A 20,202-nucleotide genomic window follows, 5' to 3' on the forward strand; every position below is an offset into this window, starting at 1 on the left:
GCGGGCGTGCCTGCTCAGGGGCTGGCGGCCAGGAAGACGAACGCGGCGAGCAGCACCAGGTGCACGCCGCCCTGGAGCACAGTCGCCCGGCCCGGCACCACGGTGAGCACAGCCGTCACCGCGGTCAGCGCCAGCAGCGTCATCTGGGTGCCGCCCAGACCCAGCACCAGCGGCCCGTCCAGCCAGATCGAGGCGATCGCGATGGCCGGGATGGTCAGGCCGATGCTGGCCATTGCCGAGCCGAGCGCGAGATTGAGGCTGATCTGCACGCGGTCCCGCCGTGCCGCCCGAGCGGCGGCGAGCGTCTCCGGCAGCAGCACCAGCAGCGCGATGACCACACCGACGAAGGCCTGCGGCAGGTTGGCGGCGCCGACCGCCGTCTCGATCGCCGGGGAGATCGTCTTCGCGTCGCCCACCACCGCGACGAGCGCCACCACGAGCAGGGCCAGGCTGGCCAGCGCGGTACGCGTGGACGGCGGCTCGGCGTGCCCGTCACCGTTCTTGTCCTCGGCGAGGATGCTGCCCTCCTGCGTGACCGGGAGGAAGTAGTCGCGGTGCCGGCCGGTCTGCACCATGACGAACAGCAGGTAGAGCGCCAGCGAGGCGACGGCCGCGAAGGCGAGCTGCGCGGGGGAGAACTCCGGACCCGGCCGGCTCGTGGTGAACGTCGGCACCACCATGCTGAGCGTGGCGAGCGTGGCCACCGTGGCGAGTGCCCCGCCGGTGCCCTCCGGATTGAACACCGCCACCTGCCGGCGCAGTGCGCCGAGCAGCAGCGACAGGCCGAGGATGCCGTTGCAGGTGATCATGACGGCGGCGAAGACCGTGTCCCGGGCCAGCGCCTGCGTCTTGTCGCCACCGCTGATCATCAGCGTGACGATCAGACCGACTTCGATCACGGTGACCGCCACCGCGAGCACGAGTGACCCGTACGGTTCGCCGACCTTGTGCGCGACCACCTCGGCGTGGTGCACCGCTGCCAGTACGGCCACCGCGAGCAGGGCCGCCACCACGAAGATGAGCGGGCCGGGCAACTCCCGTCCCCAGGTCATCACGAGCACGAGCACAGCGACCAGGGGCGCGACGGTGGTCCAATCGGTCAGGCGGGATCGGATCGTCGGCGGCATGCGCATACTTTGCCAGGGGGCAGAGTTGACCGCGCGTGGCGGGGTGGCTTCGGGCAGTCCTGTCGATCTACTCGATCGAGGCCGGTTGCTCCACGTGGGTGAGCACCTCGCGGAGGTTCCCGATCACGATTCCGATCCAGCCCGGATCGGTGTCCTGGTGTTCGGTCGTCCGGAGCACCGTCATGCCGACCGCCGCCGCACCGGCCAGCTCGCCGTCCGCGCCGTCGCCCACGTATACGCAGTCGGCCGGCGTGACGCCCAGCCGCTGCGCGGCCGCACGGTAGATCGCCGGGTCCGGCTTGGCCAGCCCGACCTCGCAGGAGAACACCGTGACGTCGAAGCGCCGCGCGAGCGGGACGGCCGCCCACGCCTCGGCCGTCTCGGAGGTGGCGTTGCTGATCAGGGCCAGCCGGTGCCCGCGTTCGCGCAGCGCGTCGAGCACGTCCAGCGTGGCGGGCGAGACGCGACCCAGCACCCGGTGGGCGAGGGTCAGCCGGTGCGCGGCGGCGCGGGCCACCTGCTCATCGGTCGGCGAGCCGCCGAGTCGGGTGGCGAGGATGCGGACGGTCTCCTCCGCGTTCCACCGGACGAGCCGGTCCCGCCAGGTCGCGTGGTACGCGTCGACGAGCGCCGCCGGATCGACCCCGACCATGAGCGCCATCTCGCCCACCACGCGGTCCCGCTCGTCGTCGGCGCCGTGGACCAGGGTGTGGAAGAGGTCGAAGACGACCGGCCGTGGCATGGCGGGATCCTACTGCGACGGTGAGCGGGGCCGGGGAAACGCAGAGGGCACATCCGATCTCGGATGTGCCCTCTTACCTCTGGTCGGGGTGGCCGGATTCGAACCGACGACCTCTTCGTCCCGAACGAAGCGCGCTACCAAGCTGCGCCACACCCCGAGGCGTGCCGACAAATAGTAGCCCACCCGCCCCCACGGTCAAACTCGGTACCCCCCGCCCTCCGCCCCCGGCAGATCTTGGTACGGATCAGCCCTCCGAGGGGCGGGCGCGTACCAAGATCTGCCGGGATCAGCGGGGGTCAGCGGGAGATCAGCGTGAGGATGCTGGCCTCGGGTGGGCAGGCGAAGCGGATCGGGGCGGTGGGGTGGGTGCCGAGGCCGGCGGAGACGTGCAGCCAGGAGTCCGAGCCGGGCCAGCGGTGCAGCCCGCGCGCCATCGAGCGGGGCAGCCCGCAGTTGGTCACCAGCGCGCCGTAGCCGGGCACGCAGACCTGGCCGCCGTGGGTGTGCCCGGCCAGCAGCAGGCCGAAGCCGTCGGCGGCCATCCGGTCCAGCAGGACCGGCTCCGGGGAGTGCGACAGCGCGATGGACAGCGCCGCGTCGCGGCTGACCGGGCCGGCCACGGCGTCGTAGTCGTCCCGTTCGATGTGGGGGTCGTCGACGCCTGCCAGCTCGATCTCCCGCCCGCCGGCCTTGAGCGTGGTGCGGGCGTTGTTCAGGTCAGCCCAGCCGGCGCCGGTGAGGATGTCGCGCAGTTCCTCGTACGGCAGCGGCACACCCTCGGTGTACTCCCGGTCGGGCAGGAAGTAGGTGAAGGGGTTCTTCAGGACCGGCCCGGTGTAGTCGTTGGAGCCGAAGACGAACGCGCCGGGCAGGTCGAGCAGCGGTTGCAGGGCGCGCAGCACGCCCGGCACCGACTCGGGGTGCGCCATGTTGTCGCCGGTGACCACGACCAGGTCCGGGTCGAGTGCGGCCAGGGAGGCCACCCAGTCCTGCTTGCGTCGCTGGCCGGGCATCATGTGCAGGTCGGAGAGATGCAGCACCCGCAGCGGTTCGGCGTCGGTCGGGAGCACCGGCACGTCGTACCGGCGGAGGGTGAACATGTTGCGCTCGACGAGCGACGCGTACGCCAGGGTGGCCGCACCGGCGGCGACGGTTCCGGCCGCGAGCCGGAATAGTGTGCGCTTTCGCATGGCGTTCAGGGTAGTTTCACCGTCCATGAGCACGCTGAAGGACCGTCTCACCGCCGACATGCGCGCCGCTCTCAAGGCGCGCGACGAGCTGACCACCTCCACGCTGCGGATGGCCCTGGCCGCCGTGGGCAACGCCGAGGTCGCCGGCCGGGAAAAGCGCGAGCTCAGCGACGACGAGGTGCTCGCCGTGCTGACCAAGGAGGCGAAGAAGCGCCGCGAGGCGGCGGTGGCGTTCGCCGACGCGGGGCGCGCCGAGCAGGCCGGCAAGGAGACCGCCGAGGGCGAGGTGCTGGAGCGCTACCTGCCCAAGCAGCTCTCCGACGAGGAACTGGCCGAGCTGGTCTCGGGGGCGCTCGCCGCGGGCGGCTTCACCGGTAAGGCGCAGATGGGCCCGGCCATGAAGGCGGCCCAGGCCGCGGTGGCCGGCCGGGCCGAGGGTGGTCGGGTGGCCGCCGAGGTACGCCGCCAGCTCGGTCTCTGACCCGGCGCTCCCGTAGCGCGGAAACGACGACGGCCACCTCCCGGAGGAGGTGGCCGTCGCTGTCTGCTGTCCGGGATCAGTTCCCGGGTCGTCCCGGTCTGCCGTTACCCGGTCCGCCCGGGCCGCCCGGCCGGTCCGGTGTCGCGGTGCCGCCCTGCTCCGGGGTGCCGCCCTGGCCGGAGCTGACCTCGATCATCACCACGCCGCCCTTGATGGTGCGCCCGTCGGGGCTGGTGCCGGCCGCGGTGCCGGCCGGGCACTCCGACGGCACCTTGTTGCTGGAGACCACCGGCTCGAAGCCGGCACCCTTCAGCCGGGACTTCGCGGTCTCGATCGACTCGCACTTCACGCCCGGGATGGAGCGCTGGTCGCCCAGGACGATCTTGCCGCTGGGCGGGGTGAAGTTCTTCCGCTCCTTGCCCTTCATGGCGTCACGCAGCGTCTGGTAGACCGCCGGGTTGATGCCCTGTGGCGTCTCGTCGTGGCCCATCTTCTGGTTGGTCTGCGGCCAGTCCGGGTCGGCCATGATGCCGGCCACCGCATACTGCTTGGTCATCGCGACCAGGGCCGAGGTGCGGTCGGAGTCGGTGGTGCCGGACTTGCCGGCCACCGGCGCGTTGACGATGTTGCGGACGTTGCCGGCGGTGGCGGGGCCGCACTTGGTGGTGGCGGAGCGGTCACCGACCGGGCAGCGCGCGGCGTCGACGGCGGCGCGGGCCACCTCGGTGCTGACCCGCTGCTCGCAGCGGGGGTTGGCGACGTCCAGCTTCTCGCCGTCCGGACCGCGGATCTCCTGCACCGGGATCGGCTCGCAGTACTTGCCGTCGGCGGCGAGCGTGGCGTACGCGTTCGCCAGCTCCAGCGGCGTGGTCTGGGAGACGCCGAGGCTGAACGCGCCCCACTGGTGCGGGTTGGCGGCGAGCTGCGCGTCGCTCGACGAGCGGAACGTGATGCCGAGCTTCTGCGCGGCCTTCACCACGTTCTCCGCGCCGACCCGCTGCTGCAGGTCGATGAAGAACGTGTTCACCGAGAAGCCGAAGCCGCTCCACATGTTGTGCATGCCGGCCATCGCGGGGTTGGCGTTCTTCGGGCAGTACTTGCTGGTGCCCGGGCAGGCGGCGGGGGAGTTGAACTCGACCGGGTAGTCCGACTTGAACACCGGCTGCGCGTTGATGGGGTAGCTGAGCGGGTAGCCCTTCTCCAGCGCGGCCACCAGCGTGAAGATCTTGAAGGTCGAGCCGGCCTGGTAGCCGGCGATGCCGGGACCACCGGTGACCAGCGGGTTCACCGTGTTGGGGTAGTTGCCCCGGATCTTCTTCTTGGCCTTCTTCGGGTCGCTGGAAATCTTGTTCTGCGGGTCGGCCGGGTCGTCGAGCTTGAAGTTCCGGTTCACCGCCACGGCACGGACCCGGCCGGTGCCCGGTTCGACGGCGGCCACCATCCGGGCCGCCTTGCTGCTCTCGCCGAGCTTGTTGCGGACGGCCTTGTCGGCGCCCTTCTGCGCCTGGACGTCCAGCGTGGAGATGATCGTGTAGCCGCCGCTCTTGAGCCGCCGCTCCCGGTCGTACGAGGTGGCGCCGAACGTCTCCTGCTGGAGCCACCAGCGGTAGAGGTAGTCGCAGAAGAAGCCCCAGGAGCGGGTGGTGGTCTGGGTGCAGCCGTTCGGGGTGCGCTTGCCCCTGACCTCGAGCTTGATCTTCTTGGCGGCGTCCGCCTCCTGCTGGTTGATCGCGCCGATCTGCACCATGTTCTGGATGACGTAGTCGCGCCGGCCGACCGCCTCGGGGTAGCCCGACTTGGTGGTCGGGTCGAACGAGGTGGGGGCCTTCACCATGCCGGCGAGCATCGCCGACTCCTGGATGTCGAGCTTGCTCGGCGGCTTGTTGAAGTAGACCTGGCTGGCCGCCCAGATGCCGTACGCGCCGTTGCCGAACGCGGCGATGTTCAGGTAGCGCCGGAGGATCTCGTCCTTGGAGAGTTCCTTGTCGACCTGGAGCGCCAGGCTCATCTCGCGCAGCTTGCGACCGCTGGTGTCCTCGGTCGCGGCGACGACGTCGGCCGGGTGGGTGGCCGAGTAGGAGATGGCCAGCCGGACGTACTGCATGGTGAGCGTCGACGCGCCCTGCCGGGAGGAGCCGGCGGCCTGGTTGTTGACGAAGGCCCGCGCCACACCGTTGATGTCCACGCCGTTGTGCTTGTAGAAGTCGTGGTCCTCGGCCGCGATGATGGCCTTCTGCATGTACGGCGAGATGTCCTTGAGCTGGACGTCCTTGCGGTTCTCGTCGTACATCGTGGCCAGCACGGTCTTGCCGTCGGCCGCGAGCAGCTTGGTGATCTGGGGTGCCCGGGCGACTGTCAGCTCCTTGGGCAGCGCCTCGAACGTCTCCGCTCCGGCCTTGGCGGCCAGTCCGGACATCGCTGCCACGGGGAAGGCCGCCGCGGCGACCACCACTCCGGCCAAGAGGCCGCAGATCAGCAGCGATGCGGCGTTGGTCAGCACGTTGTGGTCACGTTTCCGCATCCAGGTCACCTCGACAGGGTACGCGAGTAGGAATCGGCGGGCGCGTGGGGAAGTTTCCCCATTTCCTGCATGCGCCGGCCTCGTTGTGCTAAACGCACGAGCCCTGGTCCGGGGTTGCGTGAGATCCGGCGGAAGTCTCTGCCGAAGTCCGGCAGTGGCGCAGCGTTTTCACGTACTCGGGCGGGGTAGTCGCGGGGCGAAAGCCCGGGAAGCCGGGAGTGTCCGGAATGATGGATTTCGCCGACAACGTTGCGTAATCGGGCGACTACACAGCATGATGGTGGCGGCGACCGCAGCCATGAGTCGTTTGTGCCGCCCTGGGGAGGCCGGCGCGAACGACCGGGGGGAAGTACGAGGGCTGCTCGCGCGAAGTCGGTAGGTACTGCAAGGGGGGACGTGTACAGATGGGCATGATCACTGACTGGCCGTCACTGGCGGCGTGTCAGAACGGAGACCCGGACGCGTTGTTCGTACAGGGCGCCGAACAGAACGTGGCGAAGAGGATCTGCCGGAGCTGCCCAGTTCGGTACGAGTGCCTGGCCGACGCGCTCGACAACCGGATCGAGTTCGGGGTGTGGGGTGGCATGACCGAGCGCGAACGCCGGGCGTTGCTGCGCCGCCACCCGCAGGTCACCAGCTGGCGCAAGATGTTCGAGGCGGCCATGAAGAAGAACGCCAAGGAGAAGGCCGGCAAGGACAAGATCCTGGTCACCACGGCCAACTGACCGGACCGGTCAGCTCCGGCTGATCGCCTCGCCGATCGTCCGCAGCCCGTCGACGTCGTGCACGTCGGCGGGCTGCGCCGTCACCGACACCGCCGGCACCGCCGGGAACGCCTCGGTGAACCGGGCCGCCACCTGCTCCTCGCGTACCGCCTGCTGGGCCAGCGCGGCGTGCGCGCGCAACACCTCGACGGTGCCCTCGTGCCCACCCACGCCGGCCAGCCGCTCCGCGGCGGCCAGGCTCTCCGCGGCGGACAGGTCCGCCGCCGGCCGGTGCACCCGGTTGAGCACCAGCCCGGCCAGCGGCATCCGCTCCTCCCGCAGGCGACCGGCGAAGTAGGCGGCCTCCCGGACCGCGTCCGGCTCAGGCGCCGCGACCAGCAGGAACGCCGTCTCCCGGGCCTGGAGGATCCGGTACGTCTGTTCGGCGCGCTGCCGGAACCCGCCGAACATCGAGTCGAGGGCGGCCACGAAGCCGGACAGGTCGGTGAGCAGCTGGGCGCCGATCACCTTCTGCACCACCTTCGAGAACATCCCGAAGCTCGCCGTGACCAGGCTGAACATGCTCCGCCCGCCGCTGCGCGCCGGGGCCAGCAGCAGCCGCAGCATCCGGCCGTCGAGGAACCGGGACAGCCGGGCCGGCGCGTCCAGGAAGTCGAGCGCGGAGCGCGACGGCGGCGTGTCCACCACGATCAGGTCCCACTCGCCCCGGGCGTGCAACTGGCCCAGCTTCTCCATCGCCATGTATTCCTGCGTGCCGGCGAAGGTGGAACTCATGGCCTGGTAGAAGGGGTTGGCGAAGATCTCCGCCGCCTTCGCCGGGTCGGTGTGCTGGAGCACCACGTCGTCGAACGTGCGCTTCATGTCGAGCATCATGGCGTGCAGTTCACCGCCGCCGGCCTCGACGTCGATGCCCTTGACCTGCCGGGGTGTGTTGTCCAGCTCGGTCAGGCCGAGCGACTGGGCCAGCCGGCGCGCCGGGTCGATGGTGAGCACCACCGTCCGCCGGCCGTGCCGCTCGGCCGCGCGCAGCGCCAGCGCCGCCGCCGTGGTCGTCTTGCCCACGCCGCCCGCCCCGCAGCAGACCACGATCCGTACGCCGTCGTCGGCGAGGATCTGGTCGACGTCAAGCGGAGGCGCCGCGTCTTCGGAAGGCACCAATCGAGCGTATCGGTCCCGAGGGGCACTCTGCTCCGTGCCGGCCGCAGGTGTGAGTCAATCCGCCCGGACGAGGGCCTCGGCGAGTGTCTCCAGCCCGGCCCGGTCGACCCCCTCGGGCAGCAGCGGCAACTCGACCAGGGGCAGGCCGAGATCCACCAGGTCACCCCGGAGGGAGTCCTCCAGCTCACGGCGTACCTGCTGGTCACGGGCCTCCTCGACGAGCCCGGCCACGGTCGGGCCGTCGGTCGGCAGGCCGGCGGCGGCCAGCCCGCGCTTCAGCTCGGCCGCGGTGACCGCCCGACCGGCCGGCACCGGCGGGCGGACGCCGTTTACGATCACGCGGCCGACCGGGAAACCGAGCTGGGTCAGCTCCGCGACCGCGTCGAGCGTCTCCTGGACCGGCATCTCCTCCAGCAGCGTGACCACGTGCACAGCGGTCATCGGCGACCGGAGCAGCGCGGAGACGCCCTCGCTCTGGGTCTTGATCGGGCCGACCTTCGCCAGCCGGGCCGTCTCCGCCGTCACGTTCAGGAAGCGGCCGATCCGCCCGGTCGGCGGCGCGTCCAGCACCACCGCGTCGTACGTCCGGCGTGACCCGTTCGTCCGGGTGGTCGCCTCCTTGACCTTGCCGGTGAGCAGCACGTCGCGCAGGCCCGGCGCGATCGTGGTGGCGAAGTCGATCGCGCCGAGCTTGCGCAGCGCCCGGCCGGCGGCGCCGAGCTTGTAGAACATGTCCAGGTATTCGAGGAGCGCCTCCTCGGCGTCGACCGCCAGCGCCCGCACCTCACCGCCGCCGGGCGCGTCGGCGAGGTGCCGCTCCTCGTACGGCAGCGGATCGGTGCCGAAGAGCTGGGCGATGCCCTGCCGGCCCTCCACCTCGACCAGCAGGGTGCGCCGGCCCTCGGCGGCCAGGCCGAGGGCCAGCGCGGCGGCCACGCTCGTTTTTCCCGTGCCGCCCTTGCCGGTCACCACGTGCAGGCGGGCCGGCCATCTGCCGGCGGGCTCGGCCGGCTGCTCACTCGCTGCCATCCGTCGAGCCTAACCAGCCGTTGGGACCAGCTCTGTCCGGCCGGTGGGATCAGCCGACCTCGCAGACCCACCAACCCGTCTTCCGCACCACAGTGAAACGCAGCGCCTGCTCGGCGACCTTCTCGTCGGCGGTGGTCATGGTCACCCGGGCGGAGACGGTGGCCCGGTTCCCGGTCTGGTTGTCGACGGTCGGGGTGGGCCAGCGGAACCGGGGGTTCTGGTACTGCGCGACGTACTTCTGCACCTCGGCGACCTTGGTGGCGATCTTCTCGTCGTCGCGGGCCGCGGAGCAGACGAACGTGGCCGCCTTGTCGGCGTCGCGTTCCTGGTAGACGGCCTTGAGGAAGCCGTCCACCGCGACCTGCGGCTCCTTCGCGCCCTGGCCGTCCTCGCTGTCGCGCAGCGCGAGGAACGCGGCAGTGCCCCCGCCGCCGCAGAGCAGGACCGCGGCGGCCAGCACCAGCGAGACGATCAGCACCGCCGGTCGCTTGCGCGGCTGCGGATACGGCGGTGTGCCGGACGGGTAGGCCGGCGGGCCGGCTGTGGGTGCGGATCCCGGCGGTGCGCCGCCGGTGGGCGGCGGTTGCGGATTCGGGTCGCCGGGCGTGCCGGTGTCGCCACCGGCGGGCGGTTGGGTCATCTGTCTCCCCCGGGTTGCGGCTCCCGTCGCCGCCCCAGGCGACGGGCACGGGTCGAGGTGTGCGGGCGCGCGTCGGCGCGCGTCCAGTCCGGAAGGGTATCGGTCGGCGGGGCGCTTGCCAGCCCCGCGTACGCGCCCCGCCGGACGGAGTCGGCTACCGCGTTCCCGACCAGCCTTGTGTCGCAAATGTGACTGGAGGTGACGAGGCGTGCGCGTCCCGTTGCCGGGACTTGTCGCAGGATCTACGTTCGTCCCCGACGCGGAGAGCCGGGCCGGGGACGGCTCCGAGCCGGATGGCGGTGTTGGTTGAACAGGTACGACGCCCGGAGGCGAAGGATGCGCGACGCGGAGAACAGTCCCCGAGGTCAGTTCCCGGGTGACCGGGCCGGACGGCCGGGCGATGCCGAGGGGCCGGCCGCGCCGTTCAACGAGCGCTCCTACGGCTCGGCGGCCGACGGGATCCGGACGCTTCCCCGTTCCGGCGGGAAGGGGCGGGACGAGGACGAGCCCGGCTACGTCATCCACCTCCAGGTCCGGGTGCCCGACCTGGCGGCGGCCACCGCGCTCGCCGGCACGGTGGCCACCTCGCTGGGCTTCCTGGTGGAGCTGGACGCGGGCGAGACCACCGTCTCCACCGCCGACGACCAGAACAACAGGCACCGGGTCTTCTGCGACCTGCTGCTGCCCGACCGCAGCCGGTGCCCGCAGCGCTTCGAGCACGAGGGCCCGTGCGGCGAGCCGCCGCCGGCGCCGGAGCCGCGTCCCGCGTCCTGGTGACCGCGGCGGACCGTAGGCTGTGCCTGACCGAAGTCCAAGTCAGGCAAGGGAGCCCTCCTCCGATGCAGAAGTGGGAATACGCCACGGTGCCGCTGCTGGTCCACGCGACCAAGCAGATCCTCGACAACTGGGGCGAGGACGGCTGGGAACTGGTCTCCGTGGTCCCCGGCCCGAACCCGGAGCAGCTCGTCGCGTACCTGAAGCGTCCGAAGGGCTGACCTCCATGAGCAACGGACCCCACGCGAAGCTCGCCGAGCTCGGCCTCGCGCTGCCCGAGGTGGTGCCGCCGGTGGCCAGCTACGTGCCGGCCGTCCAGTCCGGGCAGCACGTCTACGTGTCCGGCCAGCTCCCGATGGCCGAGGGCAAGCTGCTCGCCACCGGGAAGGTCGGCAACGGCGTCTCGGCCGAGCAGGCGAAGGACCTGGCGGAGCGGTGCGCGCTGAACGCGCTCGCCGCGATCGACGCGCTGGTCGGGCTGGAGAACGTGGTCAAGGTCGTGAAGCTGACCGGCTTCGTGGCCAGCGCACCCGGCTTCACCGGCCAGCCCGGCGTGATCAACGGTGCCTCCGACCTGTTCGGCGCCGTGTTCGGCGAGGCCGGCCGCCACGCCCGCAGCGCCGTAGGCGTGGCGGAGCTTCCCCTGGACGCCCCGGTAGAGGTAGAGGTCATCGTCGAGGTCGCGTGACCCTCGCCCGCCACTGAAGCCCGCGATCTTGCGGTTGTGGCCCCGGCAGAAGCCCCAGACGGGGACAAAGCTCGGGCCGGAACTGCAAGATCGCGGGGAGTGGCGGGCGGAGTCGTACGATCGCACCCATGGGTGGGCGTATGGCCGGTGCGGCGGGGGCGCTTGCGGACGGGCTGCCGGGGTGGGTGACGTTGCTGCGTGCGCCGAACCCGGGGCCGATGACGCTCGACGGGACGAACACGTGGGTGCTGCGGGCCGGGCCGGACGCGCCCGCCGTCGTGGTCGACCCGGGGCCGGCCGACGAGGGGCACCTGGCCGCCATCGCGGCGCACGGGCCGGTCGGGCTCGTGCTGATCACGCACGGACACGCGGACCACACCGAGGGCGCGCCCCGGCTCAGCGAGCTGCTCGGCGGCGTGCCGGTGCTCGCCGCCGACCCGGCGCACACCATCGGTGGTGAGCCGCTGACCGAGCCGGGCGAGGAATTCGGCGGGTTCGGCCTGGAGATCCGGCTACTGCCCACCCCCGGGCACACCGCCGACTCGGTCTGCCTCGTCGCCGCGCACGACGGCGAGCGCGTCGTGCTGACCGGTGACACCATCCTCGGCCGGGGCACCACAGTGGTCGCCCACCCGGACGGGCACCTCGGCGACTACCTGTCGAGCCTGGAGCTGCTCTCCGCGTACCGGGGGATCCCGGCGCTGCCGGGCCACGGCCCGGCGCTGGCCGACTGCGGTGTGGCGGCCGACTTCTACCTGGCCCACCGGCGGGCCCGGCTGGACCAGGTGCGCGCCGCCGTCGCCGCGGGCGCCACCACCGCCGCCGAGGTGGTCGCCGTGGTCTACGCCGACGTCGACAGGTCGCTGTGGTGGGCCGCCGAGTGGTCGGTCCGGGCCCAGCTCGAACACCTCGGGGTGGAGCAGCCGTGACCTGCCCGGTGTGCGGAACCGTAGCCGTGCCCGGGGCGCGGTTCTGCCACAACTGCGGGGCGGCGCTGCCGGCTGCCGCCACGCTGCCCGCCGCCGAGCGCCGCGTGGTGACCGTGCTCTTCGGCGACCTGTCCGACTTCACCTCCTGGTCGGAGGACCTGGACCCGGAACGGGTCGGCGCGGTCACCGACCGGGTGCTCGCCGCCCTCGCGGGCGCGGTCAAGACGTTCGGCGGGCACGTCGACAAGCTCACCGGCGACGGGATCATGGCGGTCTTCGGCGCGCCGGTCGCGCACGAGGACGACGCCGAGCGGGCCGTCCGCGCGGCGCTGTCCATGCAGCGCGCGGTGCGGCGGGTGCTCGACGACGAGCGCGGCGGCGGCGCGCCGCTGGGCCTGCGCGTCGGCCTCAACACCGGCGACGTGATCGCCGGCATCCAGGCGGCGATCGAGTACACGGTCATCGGCGACACGGTGAACACCGCCGCCCGGCTGGCCGACGCCGCAGCGGTCGGCGCGGTCTACGCCGGGGCGCGCACCTCCGCCGCGACCCGGCACGTCGCCTCCTGGCGTGCGCTGCGCCCGCTGCGGCTCAAGGGCAAGCGGGAGCCGGTCGAGGCGTACGAGCTGCTGGGCCTGCTCGACGCGCCCGGCACCCGGTCCGGCCTGGGCGACGAGGCGCCGTTCGTGGGCCGGGAGACCGAGATCGGCCGGGTGGCCGGCCGGCTCGCCGAGGTGATCGACCGGGGTGAGCCCCGGGTGCTGCTGATGACCGCCGAGGCGGGGATCGGCAAGTCCCGGTTCGCGGCCGAGGTGGAACGCCTCGCCGCCGGCTACGACGTCGGCGCCGGGCGGTACGCGGCGCACACCGGCGCCCGGGTGCTCTCGGTGCGGTGCGCGGCGTTCGGCGAGCGTCGCCGGCTGGCGCCGCTGGCCGACCTGGTCCGGGCCGCCGTCGGCCTGCCCGGCGACGCCGCCACCGCCGTCACCCGGCCGGCCGTCGAGGAGCGGCTGCGCCGCCTCGGCCAGCGCCTGTCCCGGCTGCCCGGCGACCCGCCGCCGATCGCCGTGGACCAGCTCCTGGCCCTGCTCGGGTACGCCGAACTCCCGCCCGCCACGGAGAACGGCGAGTGGAACGCGACCGGGCCGCCGCCGGACGACGAGGCGGTGCCGACGGCTGTCGCGGACCTGCTCAGCGCGCTCGCCGTGGAGGCGCCGCTGGTGATCGTGGTGGACGACCTGCACGACGCGACCGCCGAGACGCTCAAGGCGCTGGCGCTGACCCTCAACCGGCTCAGCGGGCCGGTGCTGGTGATGCTGCTCGGCCGTCCCGAGCTGGTACGCACCGCCGGTGCGCTGACCCGCGTCGCGGACGCCGAGGTGCACGCGCTGCCGCCGCTGCGCGGCGCGGACGCGTCCCGGCTGCTCACCAGCTACCTGTCCGGCGGCCGCATGCCCCAGGCCGACGCGGACCGGCTGCTCGCCACCGCGCAGGGCAACCCGTTCTACCTGGCCGAGCTGGTCACGCTGCTGATGGAACGCGGAGCGCTCACCGCCGGCCCGGGCCGGGGCGCCGACGTCGGCTGGCGGCTCGCCCCCGGCTCGCTGGGCAGCCGGCTGCTCTCCCGCGACCTGGCCGCGGTGCTCGCGGCGCGTATCGACGCGCTGCCGCCCAACGCCCGCTCGGCGCTGCGCGACGCCGCTGTGGTGGGCGACACCGTACCGGCGGGCGCGCTGGAGGCGCTTCGGGAGCAGCGGGTCGGACGGGACGGGCGGCCAGCCGCGGTGGCCGCCGTCGAGCTGGACCGGGCCGTGGAGGAACTGCTGCAACGGCGCATGCTGCACCGGACCCGCAGCGGGTTCGCCTTCGCCACCCCGCTGATGCGGGAGGCCGCGTACGCCGGGGTGAGCAAGGCCGAGCTGGCCGAGCGGCACGCGGCGCTGGCCCGCTGGGCCGCGCCGGAGAGCGTCGACGAGACCGGCGCCGCACCGGGCGGCGCGTTCACCGAGTCCGCCCGGGACGACTTCGTCGCCGAGCACGTCGAGCGGGCCACAGCGCTCGCCGACGCGGTCAAGCTGCGCCCGGACGCGCCGGCCCGGGCGGTCACCCCGCTGGGCGTGGCCGCGCTGGGCCGGGCCGCCCGCCGGTCGCTGCGCTCGGGGGAGCCGGCGCTCGCCGTCGAGTACGCCGAGCGCGCGGCCGAACTGGCCCGCGACGGCGTGCCACCGGCCGACCGGGTGGTGCACGCCCGGGCGCTGCTCCAGGTCGGCCGCCCGGCCGACGCGCTCGCGTTCGCCGAGAAGATCGCCGCGAACACCGGCGACCCGGCCACCCGTACCGCCGCGCTGCTGCTCGCCGGTCAGGCCCAGCAGACCCTAGGCGACGCCGGGCGGGCCGAGTGCAACTGGCAGGAGGCGTTGCAGGTGGCCACCGACGCCGACCTGCCCACGCTGCGGGCCTCGGCGATGCGCCGGCTCGGCATGGCCGACTTCATCGCCGGCCGGCTCGGGCAGGCGAGCAGCCGGCTGGCCGCGTCCTACCAGGTCAGCCTCGCCGCACGGGATCCCCGCGGGCAGGCCTGGTCGTTGCAGAACCTGGCCTGGGTGACCACCACCCGGGGCGACTTCGCCGGCACCGACGCGGTGCTCGGCCGGGCCGCCCGGCTCTTCGCCGAGCTGAAGGACCCGTACGGGCGGGCCTGGCTGCGCGGCACCACCGCGTTCGCCCGGCTGCTCGCGGGCCGGTTGCGGGAGGCGTGCCGGATGGCGCGGGTGTTCCTGCCGTTCGGGGAGCGGGTCGGCGAGGCGTGGGCGGTGGGGACGCTGCGCGCGGTCGAGGCGTACGCCACCGCCGAACTGGGCGACCTGGCCGAGGCGGACCGGGCGGCGCGGCGCGCGTACCGGGACTTCGCCGAGGTGGGCGACGACTGGGGGCAGGGCTTCGCGCTGGTGGTGCGCGGGGTGGTGGCGCGCGGGCTGGGCGAGCCGGAACACGCGGCCGACCTGTTCACCGAGGCGCTCGAGTACGCCGACCGGACCACCCACCCGCTGCTCACCGGCATGGCCGGCACGCTGCGCGGCTTCGTGGCGCTGGACATGGGCGACCACGAGACCGCCGAGCGGGAGGCGCGGTCGGTGCTGACCCGGGTGGAGCCGCACAACCCGCAGGCGCCGGCCCAGGTCGCGCCGCGGGTGCTGCTCGCCATGGCCCGCCTCGCGGCGGGTGATCCGGGCACCGCCGTGGGGCTGCTTGCCCCTGTCGCCACCGGCGCGGCGAACGCGCCCTCGCTGCTGTTCTCGCGGCGGCAGACGATGGCCCGGTACGCCGCCGCGCTGCTCGCCCACGGCCAGCGCGAGCAGGCGCTCGACTGGGCGCAGCGGTCGATCACCGCTCCGGCCGAGGACGTGCGCAGCCAGGTGGTGGCGCTGCTGGTGCTGGCCGAGGCGCTCGACGCCTGCGGTCGCCGGGCCGAGGCGCTGACGAACGCGGAGGAGGCGGTACGCCTCGCGTACGCCACCGAGCAGCGCAGTGAGCGGATGGTCGCGGACGCGTTGCGGGTCCGCCTCTCCGGCGGCTGATCGTCCTTGTTCTGACGGTTCCGGGGATGTGCTCGTCGGTGGGGCCGGTTAGCGTGGGGCGGCGACAGCCGTGGATCGGCTGTCGCCTCCCGGTGCGCGCCTGCGTCACCGGCAGACCATGCTGGGGAGGAACGATGAGGCTGCCGCGCTCGGTCGCCGGCTGGACGATCGCGGTCTTCGGGCTCCTCGCGCTGCTGCTCGGTGCGCTCGGTCTGATCTGGCCGGAGACGCAGCTACGCCTGCTCGGCTTCGAGGTGCCGGCCGAGCGCGCTCCGGGCGACTACACCGGCACGTTCCTCACCGCGTCCTCGATGGCCTCGTTCAACATGGGGGTCTACTACCTGCTCGCCGTCGCCACCGAGTGGCGGCCGTTCTACCGGTTCACCGTGTGGTTCCGCCTGGTCACCTTCACCGTGTTCACCATCGCGGTGCTCTCCGACGTGGCGCCGGACCGCTTCTTCGCGGTCGCCGCGTGGGAGGGGCTGGGTGCTGTCGCGACAGCTGCCGGCCTGTGGTGGGACGCCCGCCGGGCGGGCGCCGCGGCTGACGACTCCGTCCCGGGTCCGGTGCCGGCCACCGACGCGGCGCGCTGACGGGTCCGGATCGTTGGGTATTTTCGAGCCGTGACCGAGACCCCGCCCGGCGCCCTGCGGCTGCCCATCGTGCCCGGTCTGACCGATCTGCAGGTGTTCGCCCGGGGCGGCTACGCCACCATCTACCGGGCCACGCAGATCTCCGTGGGCCGCGAGGTCGCGGTCAAGATCGAGAACCGCACACTGGACAGCGAGCGCGACCAGGCCCGCTTCCTGCGCGAGGCCCGTGCCGCCGGGCGGATGTCGTCGCACCCGCACGTGGTGGACCTGTTCGACGTGGGTGTCACAGTCGACCAGCACCCCTACCTCATCATGGAGCTGTGCGACGGCTCGTACGCCGAACGGATGCGCACCTCGCCGCTGGGCCCGGCGGAGACCCGCGACCTCGGCGTGAAGATCGCCGACGCGCTGGCCCACTCGCACGCGGCGGGCGTCCTGCACCGCGACGTCAAGCCGGCGAACATCCTGCACTCCGAGTTCAACTCGGCCGTCCTGGCCGACTTCGGCCTGGCGGTGCTCGCCGAGTTCCGCGACTCCTCGGTGATGCTGGAGGCGCTCACCCCGGCGTACGCGCCACCGGAGACGTTCAACCACAGCCCGCCCACGCCCGCCGTCGACGTCTACTCGCTGTGCGCCACGCTCTACGCGGTGATGCACGGCCGTCCGCCGCGCTGGCACTCCGAACGCAACCCGAGCCTGGTCACCGTGCTGGAGATGTTCCAGCAGCCGATCCCGGGCCTGCCCGGCGTGCCCGGCGAGCTGATCGACGTACTCCGGTTGGGCATGTCGAACGACCCGGGCGCGCGGCCCTCCGCGGTCGAGCTGCGTGGCCTGCTCGCCTCGCTGCCGCTGGACGGCGCGCCGGCGACCGGCGGTCTGTACGACGGCGCCACCGGCGGCCGGTTCCACCGCACCGGCGGGCCGAATCCGCGACCGCCGGCCGACGACGACCACCCCACGGTGGCCTCGCGTGCCCGGCGCTGGCCCAAGCGCTGGTTCCTCGGCGGCGCCGGCGTGCTGGCGCTGGCCGCCTCGGCCGGCGGCGGCTGGGTCGCGGGCGGCCACGCGCCGCCCGTCGCGCCGACGCCGGCGCCCAGCGGCGTGGCCGGTGCCGCGCCGGTGCCCGGCTGCGCGTCCGCCGACGTGCGGCTGCCCGCGGGGGCACGCTGCGCGACGGAGCTGGAGTGCTTCGGTCCGGTACGGCTGCGCCGGGACCGGGCCGAGGCGAGCCGGGTGCCGTGCGACGGCCAGCACACCTGGGAGACCTACGCCGCCGGTGACCTGCCGGCCGGTCTCGCCGGGGCCCGGCACGAGACGGTCGCGGCCGACCCGGTTGTCGGCAAGGTGTGCAACGCTGACACGTTCCGGCTGGTCAGCGGCGGCAAGTCGGCGAGCGGGTGGAACCTGGAGGTGCTGCCGCCGGAGGCCGAGGCGGACCGCACCTACCGCTGTCTGGCCGGCCGGGGCGTCAACGCGCTCGCCGGCCCCACGCTCACCGGTCGCTGAGCCCGTTCACGGTCCGGCTCTGCCGCACCGACCGCGGGTCGAGCGTCTCCAGCGTGTCGGCGTCCACCGCCGTCGGCGCCCGCATGCGGCGTACCACCCGCGGGTCCAGCGTCTCCAGCGTGTCCGCGTCGATCGGCTGGCCCGCCGGGGTGCGCAGGTTCCGCACCGCGCGCGGATCGATGGCCTCCAGCGTGTCGGCGTCCACTCCGTACCCCTGGTGGGGGATCGGCCAGCTCTCGGCCTGCGGGGCGGGCCCGCCGGTGCCGCCGGGCTGGCGCGCGGCGGTGATCGTCACTCCCGTGATCATGGCGAGCAGGACGCAGACCAGGGCCAGCACGACCGACAGGATGCCGGGCGGACGCCACACGGCGAGGGTCACCACCGCCGCCACCGTCGCCATGGACGCGACGACGGCCTTCGCCCGCGCATCGGGCTTCGGGAACGATCTCACCCGACAAGCATGGCCCAGCGCGTCCACCTGTCAACCGGCGGGATGAGACGGCTTCCCGTCACCCAGGCTCCACTTCGGAGTCGCAGGTAGCGACGATCGAGAAAAAATCGTTACATCATCTGGTTGTTTGCCGTATCGATCCAGGTTTGGGGGCCACCAACGTGGGCGTCGATCCCTAAAGTGACGGGGGTCGAGGTCTCCTCGACGGATTCGTTCCCCGACGGAAGGCAGCTCCATGCCCCGTTCAATCCGATCCCTGGCCGCAACCGGGATCGCCGGCGTCCTCCTCGCCGGACCGGCCGTCGCGCCCGCCGCGGCGGCGACTCCGCAACCACCCGCGCACGACCGCACCAGCGCCGCCGAGGCGCGCCGGGTGGACCGCGTGCCGACGCCGAAGCTCGACTGGTACGCCTGCTACGACTACGCCGAGTGCGCCACGGTCCGGCTGCCGCTGGACTACGACAACCCGAAGGGCGCCACCACCGAGGTCGCGTTGCTGCGGGTCAAGGCCCGCGACCAGCAGCGCAAGGTCGGCAGCCTGTTCCTGAACCCGGGTGGCCCGGGTGGCTCCGGCACGAGCATCGCGCTCGCCGCGCCCTACTTCCTCGGCGACGACCTGCTCGACCGCTTCGACATCGTCGGCGTCGACCCGCGCGGCGTCGAGGCCAGCGAGAACATCAAGTGCTTCCGCTCGGTGAAGGACCAGACCCGGGCGTACGCCGGGCTGAACGTCGCGTTCCCGTGGACCAGGGCGGAGGAGAAGGCGTACGTCGCCGCGTCGAAGGCGGTCGGGAAGGCGTGCTCCACCACCGGCAAGCCGCTGACCGGCGCGGCGTCCACCGCCGAGGTGGCCCGCGACATGGACGTGCTGCGCCGGGCCGTCGGCGACAAGTTGCTCAGCTACCTCGGGTTCAGCTACGGCACCGCGCTGGGCCAGTACTACGCCAACATGTTCCCGGACCGCTTCCGCGCGCTCGTCGTCGACGGCGTGCTCGACCCGAACGCCTGGGTCGGCCAGGGGAGTGCCCGCAACCAGCTCCAGGAGACGCGGCTGCGCAGCGCCGACGGGGCGTACCGGGCACTGCGGGAGATCCTGGCCCGGTGTGGCAGGGCCGGCGCCGAGCAGTGCGCGCTGGCCGCCACCGGCGATCCGCTCGCCGCGTACGACACGGTGGCCAAGCGACTGCGCAAGAAGCCGGTGGTGATCGAGGACCCGGACTTCGGCTCCTTCACGGTCAGCTACGCCGACTTCGTCGGCGCCACGCTCAGCGCGCTCTACGACCCGTACGGCTGGCAGTCGGTCGTCGACATCACCGTGCAGCTCCTGGCCGCGACCGACCCGGCCGCCGGCAGGGCCGCCACCGCCTCGGCCCGCAAGGCGCTCGCCGCCCGCGCCGCGCAGGCGCGCCAGCAGCGCGGGTACGACTTCCCGTACGACAACGGGCTGGAGACGTTCCTGACCGTCGACTGCACCGACGCGTACCACCCGAAGAGCGCCGACGCCTGGCCGGCGCTGTCGGCGAAGGAGGACAAGCGGGCGCCCTACTTCGGGCGGGCGTGGGCCTGGGGCACCGCGCCCTGTGCCCGCAACACCTGGACGGTGCGGGACGAGGACGCCTGGACCGGCCCGTTCAACCGGGTCACCGCAGCCCCGGTGCTCGTGGTCGGCAACTACTGGGACCCGGCGACCAACTACCAGGGCGCGGTCAGCTCGGCGAAGCTGCTGCCGAACAGCCGCCTGCTGAGCAGCGACAGCTGGGGCCACACCGCGTACGGCACCTCGGCGTGCGCGACCGGCCGGATCGACGCGTACCTGCTGACCGGCAAGCTGCCGGCCAGGGGCACGCTCTGCGTCGGTGACGCGCAGCCGTTCCAGGAGGACGCGGCGGCAAGCCGGGCGGACGCGTCGAAGAACGCGCTGGCCCGGGCGGGCGAGCCGGGCCGGGGCGAGCCGAAGCGGCTGCCGCCGGTGTCGACGCCGCGCCCGGCGGTCGGCACGCTGACCGTCCGCTGACGGACCCCCGGGGTACGGCGGGTGATCGGGCACCCGCCGTACCCCGGGCCCACCCC

Annotated in this window: 18 protein-coding genes and 1 tRNA gene; 10 read left to right on the top strand and 9 right to left on the bottom strand. The window is 73.2% G+C overall.

Translation table 11 applies throughout. The features are described 5' to 3' along the window. Window positions 1-14 precede the first annotated feature (14 nt). From FHX31_RS31500 to FHX31_RS31515, 4 genes are all read right to left on the bottom strand, one after another. The gene (locus FHX31_RS31500) at window positions 15-1,127 is read right to left on the bottom strand and encodes a calcium:cation antiporter (protein ID WP_120574097.1); all 1,113 of its coding nucleotides are present in this window, start codon (window positions 1,125-1,127) and stop codon (window positions 15-17) included. Window positions 1,128-1,194: 67 nt separating this feature from the next. Then, the gene (locus FHX31_RS31505) at window positions 1,195-1,869 is read right to left on the bottom strand and encodes an HAD family hydrolase (RefSeq protein ID WP_184977667.1); all 675 of its coding nucleotides are present in this window, start codon (window positions 1,867-1,869) and stop codon (window positions 1,195-1,197) included. 80 nt (window positions 1,870-1,949) lie between these two features. Continuing rightward, window positions 1,950-2,026 (bottom strand) — tRNA-Pro (locus FHX31_RS31510). Between the two features lie 139 nt (window positions 2,027-2,165). Beyond that, window positions 2,166-3,059, bottom strand: a complete 894-nt coding sequence (locus FHX31_RS31515) for a metallophosphoesterase (RefSeq protein WP_184977668.1) — start codon at window positions 3,057-3,059, stop codon at window positions 2,166-2,168. Between the two features lie 25 nt (window positions 3,060-3,084). On the opposite strand from FHX31_RS31515, the gene FHX31_RS31520 reads away from it, so the two are divergent. Next, window positions 3,085-3,540 carry a GatB/YqeY domain-containing protein gene (locus tag FHX31_RS31520; RefSeq protein ID WP_091330623.1) on the top strand — a complete coding sequence of 152 codons (456 nt, stop codon included), beginning with the start codon at window positions 3,085-3,087 and terminating at the stop codon, window positions 3,538-3,540. A 76-nt stretch (window positions 3,541-3,616) separates the two neighbouring features. On the opposite strand, the gene FHX31_RS31525 is transcribed toward FHX31_RS31520, so the two are convergent. After that, a complete protein-coding gene (locus FHX31_RS31525; RefSeq protein WP_184977886.1) occupies window positions 3,617-6,061 on the bottom strand; it encodes a transglycosylase domain-containing protein in 2,445 nt (814 codons plus the stop codon). 404 nt (window positions 6,062-6,465) lie between these two features. Here FHX31_RS31525 and FHX31_RS31530 point away from each other — a divergent pair, with 404 nt between their 5' ends. After that, on the top strand, window positions 6,466-6,786 hold the full coding sequence (locus FHX31_RS31530; protein ID WP_013289026.1) for a WhiB family transcriptional regulator: 321 nt from the start codon (window positions 6,466-6,468) through the stop codon (window positions 6,784-6,786). A gap of 9 nt (window positions 6,787-6,795) precedes the next feature. On the opposite strand, the gene bagB is transcribed toward FHX31_RS31530, so the two are convergent. Genes bagB through FHX31_RS31545 form a run of 3 tightly spaced genes read right to left on the bottom strand, consistent with a single transcriptional unit; the run spans window position 6,796 to window position 9,613 of the window. Next, entirely contained in the window at window positions 6,796-7,944 is a 1,149-nt protein-coding gene (bagB, locus tag FHX31_RS31535) for an ArsA family ATPase (RefSeq protein ID WP_176739757.1), read from the bottom strand. 54 nt (window positions 7,945-7,998) lie between these two features. Beyond that, window positions 7,999-8,973, bottom strand: a complete 975-nt coding sequence (bagA, locus tag FHX31_RS31540; RefSeq protein WP_121685110.1) for an ATPase BagA — start codon at window positions 8,971-8,973, stop codon at window positions 7,999-8,001. Between the two features lie 49 nt (window positions 8,974-9,022). Further along, complete coding sequence (locus tag FHX31_RS31545; protein ID WP_184977669.1) at window positions 9,023-9,613, bottom strand: Rv0361 family membrane protein; 591 nt, start codon at window positions 9,611-9,613, stop codon at window positions 9,023-9,025. Between the two features lie 336 nt (window positions 9,614-9,949). Between FHX31_RS31545 and FHX31_RS31550 the strand changes: the two genes are divergently transcribed. The 7 genes from FHX31_RS31550 (at window position 9,950) to FHX31_RS31580 (ending at window position 17,681) form a co-directional block, all read left to right on the top strand. Further along, window positions 9,950-10,390, top strand: a complete 441-nt coding sequence (locus FHX31_RS31550) for a hypothetical protein (RefSeq protein ID WP_120572750.1) — start codon at window positions 9,950-9,952, stop codon at window positions 10,388-10,390. A 62-nt stretch (window positions 10,391-10,452) separates the two neighbouring features. Next, complete coding sequence (gene sp36 / locus FHX31_RS31555; protein ID WP_013289021.1) at window positions 10,453-10,608, top strand: Sp36 family protein; 156 nt, start codon at window positions 10,453-10,455, stop codon at window positions 10,606-10,608. Window positions 10,609-10,613: 5 nt separating this feature from the next. After that, the gene (locus FHX31_RS31560) at window positions 10,614-11,075 is read left to right on the top strand and encodes a RidA family protein (protein WP_120572751.1); all 462 of its coding nucleotides are present in this window, start codon (window positions 10,614-10,616) and stop codon (window positions 11,073-11,075) included. A gap of 128 nt (window positions 11,076-11,203) precedes the next feature. Next, the gene (locus FHX31_RS31565; RefSeq protein WP_486481717.1) at window positions 11,204-12,004 is read left to right on the top strand and encodes an MBL fold metallo-hydrolase; all 801 of its coding nucleotides are present in this window, start codon (window positions 11,204-11,206) and stop codon (window positions 12,002-12,004) included. Beyond that, window positions 12,001-15,582 carry an adenylate/guanylate cyclase domain-containing protein gene (locus FHX31_RS31570; protein ID WP_184977670.1) on the top strand — a complete coding sequence of 1,194 codons (3,582 nt, stop codon included), beginning with the start codon at window positions 12,001-12,003 and terminating at the stop codon, window positions 15,580-15,582. The genes FHX31_RS31565 and FHX31_RS31570 overlap by 4 nt, the downstream gene beginning before the upstream one ends. 134 nt (window positions 15,583-15,716) lie before the next feature. Beyond that, window positions 15,717-16,175, top strand: a complete 459-nt coding sequence (locus FHX31_RS31575) for a hypothetical protein (protein WP_120572754.1) — start codon at window positions 15,717-15,719, stop codon at window positions 16,173-16,175. Between the two features lie 30 nt (window positions 16,176-16,205). Continuing rightward, entirely contained in the window at window positions 16,206-17,681 is a 1,476-nt protein-coding gene (locus tag FHX31_RS31580) for a serine/threonine-protein kinase (RefSeq protein ID WP_184977671.1), read from the top strand. Here the strand turns inward: FHX31_RS31580 and FHX31_RS31585 are convergent. Further along, window positions 17,668-18,132 (bottom strand): hypothetical protein, encoded by a 465-nt coding sequence (locus FHX31_RS31585; RefSeq protein WP_184977672.1) that lies wholly within the window; start codon window positions 18,130-18,132, stop codon window positions 17,668-17,670. The two genes, FHX31_RS31580 and FHX31_RS31585, sit on opposite strands and share 14 nt — an antisense overlap. A 235-nt stretch (window positions 18,133-18,367) precedes the next feature. Here FHX31_RS31585 and FHX31_RS31590 point away from each other — a divergent pair, with 235 nt between their 5' ends. Then, window positions 18,368-20,146 (top strand): alpha/beta hydrolase, encoded by a 1,779-nt coding sequence (locus FHX31_RS31590; RefSeq protein WP_184977673.1) that lies wholly within the window; start codon window positions 18,368-18,370, stop codon window positions 20,144-20,146. Window positions 20,147-20,202 lie beyond the last annotated feature (56 nt).

This window comes from Micromonospora sp. CNZ286, from assembly GCF_014207755.1.